Raw genomic sequence first — 14,130 nt, 5'->3', positions numbered from 1 at the left:
TTGGTCAGGTCAACCTTGTGACCGGTGCCTTTGGAGACCATATATGGGGGGAAATGCAACGCCGGAGTGTCCCAATGCAATCGCGCAACAAGGTTTTCGAAGATATTTCGCAACTCATGACCAATGCCATGGGCGTTGCGCAGGGGGCGAAGAACGAGGCCGAGACGGCCATGAAGTCGATGATGGACCGCTGGCTGGCGGACCGCGATTTCGTCACCCGCGAGGAATTCGACGCGGTGCGCGCCATGGCGCAGAAGGCGCGCGAGGAAAACGAAGCGCTGAAAGCGCGCATCGAGGCGCTTGAAAAAGGCAGCTGACCAGGGCGCTGGTCGGCGCTGGTTCCTGCGGAACGGCGCCCCGCCCACCGTCCCATAGACCGCCAAGCCGCGTCTGTCGCGGCTGGCCTTGGGCCTTGGCGCCCGGAATGCTGTTTGACAGTTGGATCCCCCCTGCCGCAAATGCACCCGGACTGAAGACGCCGATCAAAGGGGGACGCCATGTTTCTAGGACTGGATCTGGGCACATCGGGGCTGCGCGCCCTGTTGGTGAGCGATGCGGGCGTGCCGATTGCCTCGGAGAGCGAAGGCTATGATGTCTCGCATCCGCGCGCGGGATGGAGCGAGCAGGACCCGGCGCATTGGGTCAAGGCGCTGGATGCCGCCGTTGCGCGGCTGAGGGCCTTGCATCCTGGGGAAATGGCGGCGGTGCGCGGGATTGGCGTGTCGGGGCACATGCATGGCGCGGTTCTTTTGGACGCGCAGGGCGCGGTGATCCGCCCTTGCATCCTGTGGAACGACACGCGCAGCCATGCCGAGGCGCGCGGCCTGGACGCCGCGCCGGGTGTGCGTGATCTTTCCGGAAACATCGTCTTTCCCGGCTTTACCGCGCCCAAGCTGCTGTGGGTCGCCAAGCATGAGCCCGAAGCCTTTGCGCGGGTGGCCAAGGTTTTGCTGCCGGCGACCTTTCTGAACCACCATCTGACCGGTGATTTTTTCGCCGACATGTCCGACAGTGCCGGGACATCCTGGCTGGATACCGGGGCGCGGGGCTGGTCGGATGATCTGCTGGCCGCTGGGGGCATGCGCGCCGATCAGATGCCGCGCCTGGTCGAAGGCAGCGAGGTGGGCGGGACGCTGCGCCCTGCGCTGGCCAGCGCCTGGGGCATGAGCAGCCAGGTGATCGTCGTGGGCGGCGCCGGGGACAACGCCGCCGCCGCCTGCGGTGTGGGGGCGATGCGCGACGGGCAGGGATTCGTATCGCTGGGCACCTCGGGGGTGTTGCTGACCGGGCGGGATGGCTATGCGCCTTTGCCCGCCTCGGCGGTCCACACCTTTTGCCACGCGGTGCCGGGGCAATGGTACCAGATGGGCGTGATCCTGGCGGCGACGGACAGTCTGAACTGGTTGTCGCGGGTGACAGGCACCAGGCCCGCCGATCTGGCGCGAGAGCTGGGCGCACAGATCAGCGGGCCGCAAAGCCTGCGGTTCCTGCCCTACCTGTCCGGCGAACGGACCCCCCACAATGACAGCAAGATCCGCGGCGCTTTCCTGAACCTGGGGGTCGAACATGACCGCAAGGCGATGACGCAGGCGGTGATGGAGGGCGTCTCCTTTGCCCTGCGCGATTGCGCCGAGGCGATTGGCCAGACCGGCGCGCAGCTGGGCGGGCTGTTGGCGATTGGTGGCGGGGCGGCCTCGGATTTCTGGGTGGAAACGATTGCCACGGTGCTGGGTCTGCCGCTGGACCTGCCCGAGGCTGGCGATTTCGGCGCGGCGCTGGGCGCGGCGCGGCTGGCCATGGTGGGGGCGGGCGAGGGAACGGTGGATCAGGTCATGACGCGCCCGGCTGTGGCCCGGACCATCGCGCCAAGGGCCGAACTGGTCGCGGCCTACCAGGACGCCTATGAGGCCTATCGCGCCAGCTATCCGGCCATCAAGACGCTGGGCTAGGCGCGCGGCGGCACAAGCTGCTGCACGATGCCGACGCCGATCAGGTAAAGCGAGGTCGCGATCAGCCCCCAAAGCGCCCAGCTTTCGGGGTGGAAATTGATCCAGGCCGCCCATCCGGCGAAAAAGGTCCAGGCCAGCGCGATGGGCAGCGACAGGCTGCGCCAGCGCTCGGTGCGCACCGGGTGGATGAATTTCAGCGGCAGGAACATGGCGAGAGAAAGCACCGCCACCAGCGCCAGGATGATCCAGAAGCTGGGCTTGATGGCGAACAACACCAGCACCAGCATGTTCCAGCAGCCGGGAAAGCCGTGGAACGAATTGTCTTCGGTCTTCATGCGGCTGTCGGCGAAATACATCGCGCTGGCAAAGGTGATCACGATGATCGCGAACCAACCTGTCCAGCCGGGCAAAAGCCCGCTTTGGAACAGGGCAAAGGCCGGAATGAACACATAGGTCAGGTAGTCGATGATCAGGTCAAGCAGCACGCCGTCAAAGCGCGGTGCGTTGGTTTTGACATCGTATTTGCGCGCCAGAGGTCCGTCGATTCCATCGACAAAGAACGCCACGACCAACCAAAGGAACATGATCGCCCATTCGTCCTTGGCGGCGGCGAGCAGGGCCAGCATGGCGAACACCGCCCCCGAGGCGGTCAGAAGGTGAACGCAAAGCGCGCGCTGTTGAATGTTCATCCTTCCCTCATGCGGGAAATTTCGGGCGTTTGCAATTGGTCTGGCGGGCTAGCCGACGTCCGGCGGGCTGTCCATCTGCGCCGCAAGCGCTGCAAGGTCCGACCCAAAGCCATCGGTCAGCCGTGCGGCAGCGCGTTTGCGCACGTCATCGGGTTTGTTCTGCCCCAGTTTCCAGGTGCTTTGCACGTCGTCGACATGCAGGCGGAATGGCAGGATCATGCGCAGGAACCGCCGTGTGGTGTCGTCGGTCATCTTGTCCATGGTCCAGGGGGCCTTGGGCAACAGGCGGGTTTCGAAAAAGGCGGATTGGCGCGCCAGCATGTCAGGCAGGGTTTCCTGCGGCAGCGGCTCCAGCGTGCCGATCAGGTGCACGGCGATGTAATTCCAGGTCGGCACCTGGTCATCGACGCCGTACCAATCGGGCGAGATATAGGCATCGGGGCCGGTGACAGACAGCCGGGCAGGGCCAGTCGCCTTGCAGATCGGGTTGGAGCGTACAAGATGCAGGTCGGCGTGGCCGCCATCCTGCGCCAGCAGGAACGGGATGTGCGACAGCAGCGGCACGGGGTCGCCGTTGACACAAAGCGTGCCAAAGGCGCGGGTGCGCGCAAAGTCCAGCGCCAGTGTTTCGGGCGTCTTGCGAAAGGCCGTGTTGGGGTGCATCAGGCCTCCAGCTGCGTGCCGCGGTGGCCCGTGATGCGGGCCGTGACGATCTGGCCAACCGGCTGCTGCATGCCGAACGTGACCTCGGTGAATTGTTCGGTTCGGCCCATGTCGGGCGCCTCCATCAGAACCTTGTGAGTCTGGCCTGTCTGGGCGGCAAGGTGGCGTTGCACCTGTTCATCCCCGGCGGCGCGCAGGCGGGCAGCGCGGTCCTTGATCGTCGCGCCGTTCACCTTGCTGGGAATCTTGGCGGCGGGCGTGCCGGGGCGTGCCGAATAGGGAAAGACGTGCAACCAGGTCAGGTCGCAATCGGTCACCAGTTTCAGCGAGTTTTCGAATTGCGCGTCGGTTTCGGTGGGGAAACCAGCGATGATATCGGCGCCAAAGGTCATGTCGGGGCGCAGTTTGCGCGCCTCTTGGCAGAAACGGATGGCGTCGTCGCGCAGGTGCCGGCGCTTCATCCGTTTCAGGATCAGATCGTCGCCGTGTTGCAGCGACAGGTGCAGGTGGGGCATCAGGCGTGGTTCCGATGCGATGGCCAGCATCAGGTTGTCATCCGCTTCGATCGAATCGATCGAGGAAATGCGCAGGCGCGGCAGATCGGGGATCAGGCGCAGGATGCGCATGACCAGATCACCAAGGCGCGGCGTCCCGGGCAGGTCAGCGCCCCAGCTGGTCAGATCGACACCGGTCAGCACGACCTCGTTGTAACCCTGCTGGACCAGCCGCTTGATCTGGTCGACGACAACGCCCGCAGGCACGCTGCGCGAATTGCCCCGGCCATAGGGAATGATGCAAAAGGTGCAGCGGTGGTCACAGCCGTTCTGGACCTGCACATAGGCGCGGCTGCGGGTGCCGAACCCGTCGATCAGGTGGCCAGCGGTTTCGGTCACCGACATGATATCGTTGACCATGACGCTTTCGGTTTCGCCGATGAAGTCGGGGCCGAGTTTGGACCAGGTCTCGGGGGCCATTTTTTCGGTGTTGCCGATGACCGCGTCGACTTCTTCCATCGCGGCAAAGCTGCCCGGGTCGATCTGCGCGGCGCAGCCGGTGACGATGACCTTGGCATTCGGGTTTTCACGCCGAAGGCGGCGGATTTCCTTGCGGGCCTTGGCCACGGCTTCGTTCGTGACGGCGCAGGTGTTGACGATCACCGCGTCCTGAACGCCGGCCTGTTCGGCCAAGGCCTTCATCGCCTCGGTTTCATAGGCATTCAGCCGGCAGCCCAGCGTCGTGAACTTGGGCGGGTTCATAGCGCGGCCATAAAGGCAGGGGTGAACACGCCGTCAAAGACGTGGGCGGTGGCGCCGGTCATCCAGACGCCATCCTCGCGCCAGTCGATCCACAGCGTGCCGCCGTCCAGATCGATCTGCACCTTGCGCCCCGTCAGACCCCGGCGCGCCGCTGCCACGGCCGTGGCGCAAGAGGACGAGCCAGAGGCCATGGTGATCCCCACGCCGCGTTCCCAGACCCGCATGCGCAGGTGGTCGGGGGCGATCAGGCTGGCGACCTGAACATTGGTGCGCTGCGGGAACATCGGGTGATGTTCGAACCGCGGGCCGAAGTCCTCGAGATAAACCGCTTCGGCGTCCTCGACGAAAAAGGTGCAATGCGGGTTACCCATGCCAGTTGCGGTGGGGCGTCCCTCGATCGGCAGTTCCAGTGTATCCATGGCCTGCGCCAGCGGAATTTCGTTCCAGACCAGTTGCGGCGCGCCCATGTTGACCGAGGTCAGCCCGTTGCTCGCGTCGCGCGCAAACAAGGTTCCGCGCTGGGTGGTCAGGGTCAGGCTGTCCTGCCCGGTCTCATCCATCAGGAAACGCGCGATGCAGCGGGTGGCGTTGCCACAGGCCCCTGCAGTGGACCCGTCGGCGTTGTAAAACACCAGATGCGCGTCGCCCTTGTCGGTCTGTTCGATCACCGCCAGCTGGTCAAAGCCGACGCCCATGTGCCGGTCAGCCACCGCGATGGCCAATGCCGGGGTCACCTGAATACCGGGCACACGGGCGTCGATCACGACAAAGTCGTTCCCCAGCCCGTGCATCTTCATGAAGGGCAAGCCCGTTTCGCGCGTCTTTTCCATGCTTGCGCATATACGCCCGCCGACGCGGCGAATCCAGAGCCGACATGGGCAGGGAAGGTTCAGGGCGATTCCTTGCAAGGGGTCAGTTTTCGACGAACGGCCATCGCGCTGATGGGCCGCCGGGGCCGCCCAGGCAAAATCCGATGCGATCGGGCCCGGTTTGCTGCCTTGGCCCAAAGCTCATGAAAACCGGGCGCCCGGTATCCTTGTATGGCCTTGGCTGCATTCTATCAAAAGTGTTGATTGCGCAGGAAGTTTCAAACTTGTGCGAAAAAAGCAAAGGATGGGGTTGACCCTTTCCCGGCTTATTCTTAAAGACCCCGCTTAGTGGGCCGTTAGCTCAGTTGGTAGAGCAACTGACTTTTAATCAGTGGGTCGCAGGTTCGAATCCTGCACGGCTCACCACTGACACCGACATCGTGAATTTCTTGACGCCCGGCCGCCCGGTTCAGGCGCGAACCATGTCTGGCCGTTTGCCCTTTGCTTTTCCCGACCTGTCGCCGCAGGGCTATGATCTGCCCCGTGCGAGCGGGCTATAGCCCCAGCCATCCGGTGCTGACGGCAAATTCGGACGGTGGCAAAAGGCTGAGCGGGGTTTGGTCCTGCGCCACGCAATCGTGATCCAAAACCGTGTTGGCACCGACGGCGATCCGGTGTGACGGGAACCCGTCATGCGACCCGACAACCCGATATTGCCATGTGCCGCCGTGATTGCGGAAACTGACGATGAACTCTCCGTCGATTTCAGGCGAGGGCACGACCAGCGGATTGCCCCCCGCCACGTAAAGCCGCACACCGTGGCTTGCGTCGGGGACGTCTACGAAAGCGGCGAAAAGGTTGTCGTTCGACAATTGCAGGGTTGCCGTGTTCAGCGCGGTCGCGCCGGGCCGAAGGGATTTGTACCAAGTCGGCTTTCCTGCGACGTCCAGCAGGTCCTTTCTGGCGTATTCGCGGGTTGTTCCCCAGCTTCGGGTCAGCACCGTCAGTGAACCGGGCCCATTCACCGACAGGTCGATCTGCGCCTCGAGCGTGGATTTGCGGCCGCCGTTGAACCCGGTTCCCGCACCGGGTAGCGCCACGGCCTGCGACGGGATTTCGGTGATGTAGCGGATGGTGACGTTCATCGGCAAAGCGCCCCTTGTTTCACGGTGTCATTTCGGGATCGATCCATCGGACGGGCAAAGCTCGGGGATCGGCTCCAATTCCGGGAGCGATTCGACCGTCAGGGTGATCTTTGCGCGTTCGTCCTGCACCGGCGCGAACACGATGGTCGAGCCGGCGGCTGGCCGTGTCGATAGAACCTTGCCGCGAACACCCCTGACATAGGAACAGGAATAACGGCCAAGGCGTTGCCATTCGGGCAGGTTGACCCGCTGGTCGACGATTGTTCCGACTTCGAAACCCTTTTCTGCCAAGGTGGCCCTGGCCGCTTCGATCGTGCTGCCCGTCACGTCGGGCAGGATTGTTCCGCCAGCGGTCCAGATCAGCATTTCGGTATCGTCTTCGATCGGTGTTCCGGCGGGGGGCACCGTCTGGACGATTGCCCCCACCAGGACCGCGCGGGGCAGGAATTCGGCCGCCAGCCCGCAGCGGCGCAATTCAAGACTGGTTTCGCGATAGGATTTGCCGGTGAAATCCGGTGCGATGCGCTGGCTGGACACCACGACATTTAGCGTCGGCCACGACGGCGGGTCCGCCAGCGGGGCCATGCCCGCCGATACGATGTGGCCCGCGCGGACACAGTCGGGTTGTTCCGTGATGCGGATCTTGACCAGCTCCATCCCTGTGCATTCCTTCAGCCTTTCGACCGTGGCGCGGGGTTGGCCCGCCAGGCGGGCAAGTTGCCGGTCATCGGGTACAAAGACGCATGTGTCCTGGTCGACCTGTTCCAGAAGGGATTGCGCCATTGAGGGGCCGGGCATGGCACAGGCCAAAGTGACAGCCAGGGCGAGACTTGGGAAAACCCTGCGCATCATGGTTTCTCCTTCAGGACGGCGCCGGAGGGGCTGCGGTCATCGGTCAGGCACGCGGCCTTGAAGCCAAGCACCTCGAGATCGACAACGATGTCCTTGGTCGTGGTGGCGGGCGCAGGTTTGGCAGGCTGGCCGGAACCGGTGGCAGTGCCCGCGCCGAAGGTGTCGAAAAGCCCGCCTTCGGGCACAGGGGCCGCCGCCGCCAGCCCATAGGAGAAAGTGCCCCGCTTGGTCCAGTTTTCGTCGCGGTCGGAATAAACCGGCAGGTCGGCATAAAGATAGCTGGCAAAGGATGTGGGCGCGGCATTGGTGGCGCGTTGCAGGGCCAAAAGGTTGACCATTGCCACGGTATGCCCCGAATTCCCTTCGGCCTCTGGTGACAGCAGGGGGCCGTCGCGCAGGACAAAGGTCTTGCCTTGCCACGGCAGATCGACCGAGGCACTGCCGATCCGCAACAAAAAGGCCGAGGACAGGTTGGGGCAGACCGCGGCACGCTCGGCCGTGGGCAAGAGGTCGAGCGCGACATTCAGCGAAAAGGTATGCGCGCGGCCTTCTGGATCGTACAGGTATTTGCAGCGATCCGCGGTGACGGTGGCCAGATCTTCGGTGACATCCGCGCCATTCTTCTGGAAGGTCAGCGAAAGGGTGGTTTTCAGCGGTGTCTTGAGGTTGCAAGACACTTGAAGGTCGACGATTTCGACACCCGCGATGTCCTGTTGGTCCAGATCGGGCAGGGTGTTGGCGGCAACGGGCGGCTTGGCGGCGTCGCTGGCGCTGCTGTCTTGCGCGGCGGCCAACCCGGCAAGGCATCCGGCGATCACGGCCGCCGACAGAACCCGGGACGGCATGACCCCGCCCATCATTCCAGCCCCTGCGCCAGCCCGGCAGACAGCCCAGCCAGAACCAGCGTCGATGGCTTCAGATCAAGGGGTTTGAACTTTGCCTCGAATTCCGCGCCGCATACCGGATGGGTCAGGTCGCGCTGGCAGATGTCGCGCTTGAAACGCTTGGCGACCATGTTGGCGTGAAAGCTTTTGAGGTCCTCGGTGACCAGGTCCACCAGTTCCCAGCTGGATTGCCCCTGCGGCAGGGTCGCGCCGGGAAACAGTTTCCACAGGCGTCCCTGGTAGTGTCGCCCAAGATCGGACCAGAAGATCGGCTTGGCGGCCAGAAAATCCTGCGACAGGGCAAGCGCGTCATCTATGGCGGTCTTCAGGTAACCGCTATCGGAATTGCATGTTGCCAGCGTCTTTTCCGTCTTGGTCCTGAGAGCCGCAAGATCGGCCTCGCTCAGGTCTTTTGCCCCGATGCCAACCGCGCTTTCGATCCGGGCCTTGGATTCCAGCGTCTCTTCGGATGGCTCGAAGGCGGACAGGAAGCTGGCGAATTGCGCGCTGCGCTGGGTCTGGGCGTTGTCCTGCATGCCCGCCAAAAGCCGTTCCAGAACGTCGCGGTCGGTCTGGTTGACGTCCTCGTCCAGCAGTTGCTGGACAAGGTCTTTGTAGGGTGCGCTGGCGGCCTCTTGCGCTGGTGACCCTGTCAGGATTGCGCGCTGCTGCGCCTCCAGTGTTCGTCCTGCGGCCTTGTCGCCTGCGGCCGTTTCCGCGGCCGCGTTGCTTGCATCCAGCAGCAGGTTCGCGTCCTGCAGGGCCGACTGGCACAGCCGCAGCGCTTCGGACATCTCGCGGTTCAGGGCAAGGGCGCGGTCGTTCATCGCGATGTAGTCGTCCAGCGGGTGCAGGAACAGCGGGATGTTGCGCGCGACATTGCTGTCGGTTTCCGGGCTGGCGATCTGATCGACATCGTAGTTCTGATACCAGTCCGCGATGTCCGAGGTTTCGTTCACCACGTCCCGGACAAGGAAAAAGGCGGCGATGGAATCCAGCAGGTCGACAGCCTGCAGCCCGCCAGCCAGCGGGCTGTCGTCCAGCTTGGAATAGGGAATGACCGCGATCCGGATCGGTTTGGGATTGGCGGCGGCATCGACGGGCAGTTGTTGCAGGCTGGTGCGCAACCCGGGCAGGTCATAGGCAATGGCCGCAGCCCGCCCGCCCGAGCGGTAGACGTTCACCTCGGTCCGTTCGCTGCGTTCGATGGCCTGCTGGTTCTGGGCAAAGCTGCCCGAGACCGAGAAGATCCCGCCGATGGTCGCCTTGATCCCGGCCTTGATCTCGGCCACCGACTCGGCGTCGCTTTTGGTGAAGGTCAGAAAGGCATCGACCTGCGCGCCGCTGACGATGGCCGCGATATAGCCCTGGCCGCAGTGCTTGATGTTGTTTCTCAGCGCGACGTTCTTGAATTTGACGCCGGTGTTTTCGCCTTCGGTGGTCGGGGCGGCGGCGCGGGTGATGCCGTTTGTTGCGGCCTCTTTCAGCGTGTCGGGCAGGGTGGCGATCCCCGGCAGGCTGGCGCCCATCTTGTAGGCAAAGGACGGCCCCGCAAACAGCGATGAATTCGTGACATTGGCGGTCAGAAGGAACTTTGACGTGTCGATCGAGAAGTTTTCCTTCGAATAGAAATCCAGCTTGGCCGATGCCTTGACCAGCGCCATCTTGAGGCTTCCGCTGGCGTGGATGCGCGATGACGCGTTGATCGTGGAGTGGGAAGTCACCTCTTCGAAGCGATAGGTGACTTCCTGGGAGGGGTCCTGCACCGGTACGAAATCGACGCAGACCCCTTGCGTGGGCTCGTCCGTCACAAGGTTATAGCCCTGTCCCAGAACGACCCCCTGTTCGGGGTAGTCGATCCAGATCAGGTCCTGGTTGCCCTGTGCCGCCGCGGGGCTGACGCCAACAAGGCCAAGCGCAAAGCCCAGGGCAAGGGATGGAAGACGCAGCAATGCGCCGCCATTGAAAAGGGTTCTGGACGTGTCGAAGGTCATGCCGCGCGCTCCGAAGGAAAATAACTCAACAATATCCGCAGGGTGCATTCGAGGGCCTGTCGGGTCAAGGTTTTTCCGGACAGGCGGCGGGCGCTGCGCCGTTCCTCCGGCGGGACATCGGTTGGTTGCCATTGGGCGGGCGCGCACCGGCCGGCGAAACCGGGCGGAATTATTTCCAAGGGCCCCTTGTGGCGCCTGAATGGCCTGCTCATCTTTACGACAGCGAACCGGGCCCCGCTGACGACGCAGTGTCGTGATGTCGGATCGCACCCCTGCCTGCCCGGTTGCCTGTCAACCGCTGCGCGGCGGGACATGCAGGACGTTGAAATGACCGCAAATGCGCGGTGGCGATCCAATTCCAGCCCCTTTCTCCGCACTTCGGGCGCGGTTTTACGCCCTTTGACCCGCACGGCCCCGGATCCCGTGCTGGCCGATGCCTGTGACCTTCCCTTGCGCTCTACGAGGATCTGAATGGACTTTCTTTTTGTGTTTGCCGGGCTCCTCGGCCTTTTGTTCGGGGGCGAGGCGCTGGTGCGCGGCGCCACGGGCGCGGCCCGGTCGCTGAACATGTCGCCGATGCTGATCGGGCTGACGGTGGTTGGCTTTGGCACGTCGATGCCGGAAATGCTGGTTTCGGTCGATGCGGCCCTGCGCGGCGTTCCGGACATCGCCGTGGGCAATATCGTCGGTTCCAACATCGGGAACATCCTGTTGATCGTCGGGGTGTCGGCGCTGGTCTGGCCGATCCGCGTTTCGGGGGGCAGCCTGCGCCGGGATACCGCCGTGATGCTGGCCGCCGCCTTGGTGCTGTTCGTTCCTTTCTCCTACGGGATGATCAGCCGGCCGGTGGGCGCCGTGCTGTTTGCCAGCCTGATCGGATACCTGGTCTGGGCTTACAAAAGCGCGGACACGCCGCCGGACGATCTGGATGACGTGCTGCCCCTGCCGATCTGGCGGGCCCTGGTTTGGCTGGCCATCGGGTTGGTCGCCTTGATCGTCGGGGCGCGGTTCCTGATCGACGGGTCGGTCAGCATCGCCCGCAGTTTCGGCGTGTCCGAGGCATTCATCGGCCTGACCATCGTGGCGATCGGCACGTCGTTGCCGGAACTGGCGACCTCGTTGGTGGCGGCCTTTCGTCGGCAATCGGAAATCGCCATCGGCAATATCGTCGGCTCCAACATCTTCAACGTGCTTGGCATCCTTGGCGTCACGGCGATTGTCGCCCCGATCCCGGTCGCGGCACGGTTTCCCGCTTTTGATTTGCCCGTCATGGTTGCGGCGACTGTTGTCCTGACGGCGCTGTTGCTGCTGCGCCCATCCATCGGGCGGATCACCGGTTTCGGACTGCTGACTGCCTATGGGCTGTATATCTGGGCGGCGCAGGGCTGAGGTCATGCCGCAGATGTGATCGCACAATGCCCCGGTTCGGCGCCTATTTGACGATCAGGCGCCGGCAAGTCTTGACCCGTGATGCCGAAAGGGGAAGAAACACCAAGGAAAGCCCTGAGTCTGAACCGTTCGGTTCAATGCGACCTGCGGCGGCTTGGGTTTTGACAGCCCCAGCCCGCGGCGCTACCAAGTATTCAGGAAATTGCGTTTGATGTATGGAGCGACTGGCGATGAAGCTGACCGGAATGAACAGGACCATTCGCCAGGGGGTCCGCCGCCTTGTGACCGTTGCTTCGATCTCGGTTCTGATGGCGGGGACCGCGATGGCCGAAAACCTGGCCGATGCGCTGACCTCGGCCTACAACCACAGCGGGCTTCTGGAACAGAACCGCGCGGTGTTGCGCGCAGCCGACGAAGATGTGGCGATTGCCATGTCGGCGCTGCGCCCGACGCTCAGCTGGTCTGCCGAGATCCAGCGCCAATTCGGGTTCAACTATTCCGCCAGCTATCGCGGCCGCATTTCCAATACCGAATCGACGGTTGCCCTGATCGCCAGCTACACGCTGTATGATTTCGGCAAAAGCCAGCTGGGTATCGAAGCCGCCAAAGAGGTCGTTCTGGCCACCCGCGAAACGCTTGTCTCGATCGAACAGCAGGTTCTGTTGCGCGCGGTTTCCGCCTTTTTGAACGTGCGCCGGACGCTGGAAATCGTCGGGTTGCGGCAGAACAACGTCCGGGTGATCGAAACCGAACTGCGCGCCGCCCGTGACCGGTTCGAAGTCGGTGAAGTCACCCGCACCGATGTCGCCCTTGCCGAAGCCCGCCTGGCCGCTGCCCGCAGCGCGCTGGCCGCATCGCAGGGGGATCTGGATATCGCCCGCGCCGAATATACCGCCGTTGTCGGCAAGAAGCCCGGCAACCTTGTCGCGCCCAAATCCCTGCCGCGTCTGCCCGCACAGGCCGAAGGCGCTGCGACGGCCCTGCGCCTGCACCCCGACCTGATCAGCGTGCAGCACCAGATCCTGGCGCTGGAACTGCTGGTCAGCCAGGCCGAAGCGGCGATGAAACCCACGGTTTCGCTGTCGGGCCGCCTGGCGGCGACCGACAACTTCAAGGATCCGACGAATTCGCGCATCGGGTCCATCACCCTTGGGGCCAGCGGCCCGATCTACCAGGGCGGCCGCCTGAGCGCCGAAGTCCGCAAGGCGCGCGCCCGCCGCGATGCCGAACGGGGCAACCTGCACACGGTACGCCACGCGATCACCCAGGACGTTTCGACGGCCTATGCGACGCTCAAGGTGGCGGCAGCCAGCATCGAGGCCAGCAACCAGCAGGTTCGGGCCGCAACAGTCGCCTTCCGCGGCGTTCGTGAAGAAGCCTCGCTGGGGGCGCGGACAACCTTTGACGTGCTCGAAGCGGAACAAGAGCTTTTGGATGCGCAGTCGGGGCTGATTTCGGCAACCATCGACCGCCATCTTGCGGCCTATCAGGTGCTGGCTTCGCTGGGCATGCTGACCACAGAACACCTCAAGCTGAACGTGGTGAAATACGACCCGGCCGAATACTACAACCTGGTCAAGGACGCGCCGACCGCCCGCAGCAAGCAGGGCAAGCAGCTTGACCGCGTTCTGGAGCGCCTTCAAAAGCAGTAAGGCTCAGGTCAGCGGGATCGTCATTTCGCGGATCAGATCGGTGGTCGCGGGGGTTGTCCCGCGCCACCAGGCAAACGCCTCGGCGGCCTGTTCCACCAACATTCCGACCCCGTCGGCCAGCTGCGGCACACCCGCCTTTTGCGCCGCCTGCAGAAAGGGCGTCAGCCCTTTGCCGTAGGACAGGTCATAGGCCAGCGCGCAGCCGTCAAAAACCCCGTCGGGCATGGTCGGGCAGCTGCCGCCCAGACTGGACGAAGTGCCGTTCAGCACGATGTCATAGCCCTTGGCGCGGACCGGGTCGCACAGCACGATTTCGCCGTGGTCCTTCAGCATGTCACAGATCGCCTGCGCCTTGTCGACGCTGCGGTTCAGCAGCGCGAATTCCGCCGGCCCGGCCTGCAGGAACGGCAGGGCCGCACCGCGCACGGCGCCGCCGGCCCCCAGCATCAGGATGCGTTTGCCTTTCAGGGAATGGCCCAGGTTGTCCTGGATGTCGCGCAGCAGGCCGACACCGTCGGTGTTGTGCGCCTCGATCCGGTTGCCGTCAAAGCGCAGCGTATTGGTCGACCCGGCCATGCGCGCGGCTTGGGTGTGTTCGGTGGCCAGGGCATAGGCCTCCAGCTTGAAGGGGGCGGTCACATTGCAGCCCCGACCGCCTTTGTCGACAAAGGCGCGCAGCGCATCGGCAAAGCCATCGACCGGCGCTTCGATCTTGACATAGTCCATGTCCTGCCCGGTCTCGGCGGCAAAGCGCGCGTGGATCATCGGGGATTTGGACTGGACGACGGGATTGCCGAAAACGGCGTAATGGTCGGTCATGACGGGCCTCCTTGGCGGGCAAATGACGC

The 14,130-nt window shown here is 63.9% G+C and carries 13 protein-coding genes and 1 tRNA gene; 5 read left to right on the top strand and 9 right to left on the bottom strand.

The window, feature by feature from the left end; translation table 11 throughout:
• Positions 1–74 precede the first annotated feature (74 nt).
• Positions 75–317, top strand: a complete 243-nt coding sequence (locus QF118_RS01415) for an accessory factor UbiK family protein (protein WP_282300853.1) — start codon at positions 75–77, stop codon at positions 315–317.
• Positions 318–497: 180 nt separating this feature from the next.
• Positions 498–1,949 (top strand): xylulokinase, encoded by a 1,452-nt coding sequence (gene xylB, locus QF118_RS01410; RefSeq protein ID WP_282300852.1) that lies wholly within the window; start codon positions 498–500, stop codon positions 1,947–1,949.
• On the opposite strand, the gene QF118_RS01405 is transcribed toward xylB, so the two are convergent.
• Genes QF118_RS01405 through dapF form a run of 4 tightly spaced genes read right to left on the bottom strand, consistent with a single transcriptional unit; the run spans position 1,946 to position 5,387 of the window.
• Complete coding sequence (locus QF118_RS01405; protein ID WP_282300851.1) at positions 1,946–2,638, bottom strand: CDP-alcohol phosphatidyltransferase family protein; 693 nt, start codon at positions 2,636–2,638, stop codon at positions 1,946–1,948. The genes xylB and QF118_RS01405 overlap by 4 nt on opposite strands.
• 48 nt (positions 2,639–2,686) lie before the next feature.
• Positions 2,687–3,301 carry an FMN-binding negative transcriptional regulator gene (locus tag QF118_RS01400; RefSeq protein ID WP_282300850.1) on the bottom strand — a complete coding sequence of 205 codons (615 nt, stop codon included), beginning with the start codon at positions 3,299–3,301 and terminating at the stop codon, positions 2,687–2,689.
• Positions 3,301–4,557 (bottom strand): tRNA (N(6)-L-threonylcarbamoyladenosine(37)-C(2))-methylthiotransferase MtaB, encoded by a 1,257-nt coding sequence (mtaB, locus tag QF118_RS01395; RefSeq protein ID WP_282300849.1) that lies wholly within the window; start codon positions 4,555–4,557, stop codon positions 3,301–3,303. The genes QF118_RS01400 and mtaB overlap by 1 nt, the downstream gene beginning before the upstream one ends.
• A complete protein-coding gene (gene dapF, locus QF118_RS01390; protein ID WP_282300848.1) occupies positions 4,554–5,387 on the bottom strand; it encodes a diaminopimelate epimerase in 834 nt (277 codons plus the stop codon). Before dapF ends, mtaB begins: the two co-directional genes overlap by 4 nt.
• Before the next feature lie 329 nt (positions 5,388–5,716).
• Between dapF and QF118_RS01385 the strand changes: the two genes are divergently transcribed.
• Positions 5,717–5,792: transfer RNA gene (locus QF118_RS01385), tRNA-Lys, on the top strand.
• A gap of 128 nt (positions 5,793–5,920) precedes the next feature.
• Here QF118_RS01385 and QF118_RS01380 read toward each other — a convergent pair.
• From QF118_RS01380 to QF118_RS01365, 4 genes are all read right to left on the bottom strand, one after another.
• Complete coding sequence (locus QF118_RS01380) at positions 5,921–6,511, bottom strand: hypothetical protein (RefSeq protein ID WP_282300847.1); 591 nt, start codon at positions 6,509–6,511, stop codon at positions 5,921–5,923.
• A 27-nt stretch (positions 6,512–6,538) separates the two neighbouring features.
• Positions 6,539–7,294 (bottom strand): PASTA domain-containing protein, encoded by a 756-nt coding sequence (locus tag QF118_RS01375; protein ID WP_282300846.1) that lies wholly within the window; start codon positions 7,292–7,294, stop codon positions 6,539–6,541.
• 65 nt (positions 7,295–7,359) lie between these two features.
• Entirely contained in the window at positions 7,360–8,223 is an 864-nt protein-coding gene (locus QF118_RS01370; protein ID WP_282300845.1) for a hypothetical protein, read from the bottom strand.
• Positions 8,220–10,241: a hypothetical protein gene (locus QF118_RS01365; RefSeq protein WP_282300844.1), complete on the bottom strand. Its 2,022-nt coding sequence runs from the start codon at positions 10,239–10,241 to the stop codon at positions 8,220–8,222. The genes QF118_RS01370 and QF118_RS01365 overlap by 4 nt, the downstream gene beginning before the upstream one ends.
• 471 nt (positions 10,242–10,712) lie before the next feature.
• Between QF118_RS01365 and QF118_RS01360 the strand changes: the two genes are divergently transcribed.
• Together QF118_RS01360 and QF118_RS01355 are read left to right on the top strand one after the other, a co-directional pair.
• Positions 10,713–11,630, top strand: coding sequence for a calcium/sodium antiporter (locus QF118_RS01360; protein ID WP_282300843.1), 918 nt, complete (start codon positions 10,713–10,715; stop codon positions 11,628–11,630).
• Positions 11,631–11,875: 245 nt separating this feature from the next.
• Positions 11,876–13,282, top strand: a complete 1,407-nt coding sequence (locus QF118_RS01355) for a TolC family outer membrane protein (RefSeq protein WP_282300842.1) — start codon at positions 11,876–11,878, stop codon at positions 13,280–13,282.
• Between the two features lie 3 nt (positions 13,283–13,285).
• Here QF118_RS01355 and aroE read toward each other — a convergent pair whose 3' ends face one another.
• Entirely contained in the window at positions 13,286–14,101 is an 816-nt protein-coding gene (gene aroE / locus QF118_RS01350; RefSeq protein ID WP_282300841.1) for a shikimate dehydrogenase, read from the bottom strand.
• Positions 14,102–14,130 lie beyond the last annotated feature (29 nt).

This window comes from Tropicibacter oceani (assembly GCF_029958925.1).
Taxonomy (GTDB): domain Bacteria; phylum Pseudomonadota; class Alphaproteobacteria; order Rhodobacterales; family Rhodobacteraceae; genus Pacificoceanicola; species Pacificoceanicola oceani.
The sequence above is the reverse complement of the archived record's forward strand: the minus strand, read 5'-3'. Positions and strand labels throughout refer to the sequence as shown.

Excerpts from the sequence above, each read along its gene's own strand:
- QF118_RS01415 (WP_282300853.1), top strand. The coding sequence starts at position 75 with ATGCAATCGCGCAACAAGGTTTTCGAAGATATTTCGCAACTCATGACC.
- xylB (WP_282300852.1), top strand. The coding sequence starts at position 498 with ATGTTTCTAGGACTGGATCTGGGCACATCGGGGCTGCGCGCCCTGTTG.
- QF118_RS01405 (WP_282300851.1), bottom strand. The coding sequence starts at position 2,638 with ATGAACATTCAACAGCGCGCGCTTTGCGTTCACCTTCTGACCGCCTCG.
- QF118_RS01400 (WP_282300850.1), bottom strand. The coding sequence starts at position 3,301 with ATGCACCCCAACACGGCCTTTCGCAAGACGCCCGAAACACTGGCGCTG.
- mtaB (WP_282300849.1), bottom strand. The coding sequence starts at position 4,557 with ATGAACCCGCCCAAGTTCACGACGCTGGGCTGCCGGCTGAATGCCTAT.
- dapF (WP_282300848.1), bottom strand. The coding sequence starts at position 5,387 with ATGGAAAAGACGCGCGAAACGGGCTTGCCCTTCATGAAGATGCACGGG.
- QF118_RS01380 (WP_282300847.1), bottom strand. The coding sequence starts at position 6,511 with ATGAACGTCACCATCCGCTACATCACCGAAATCCCGTCGCAGGCCGTG.
- QF118_RS01375 (WP_282300846.1), bottom strand. The coding sequence starts at position 7,294 with ATGGCGCAATCCCTTCTGGAACAGGTCGACCAGGACACATGCGTCTTT.
- QF118_RS01370 (WP_282300845.1), bottom strand. The coding sequence starts at position 8,223 with ATGATGGGCGGGGTCATGCCGTCCCGGGTTCTGTCGGCGGCCGTGATC.
- QF118_RS01365 (WP_282300844.1), bottom strand. The coding sequence starts at position 10,241 with ATGACCTTCGACACGTCCAGAACCCTTTTCAATGGCGGCGCATTGCTG.
- QF118_RS01360 (WP_282300843.1), top strand. The coding sequence starts at position 10,713 with ATGGACTTTCTTTTTGTGTTTGCCGGGCTCCTCGGCCTTTTGTTCGGG.
- QF118_RS01355 (WP_282300842.1), top strand. The coding sequence starts at position 11,876 with ATGAACAGGACCATTCGCCAGGGGGTCCGCCGCCTTGTGACCGTTGCT.
- aroE (WP_282300841.1), bottom strand. The coding sequence starts at position 14,101 with ATGACCGACCATTACGCCGTTTTCGGCAATCCCGTCGTCCAGTCCAAA.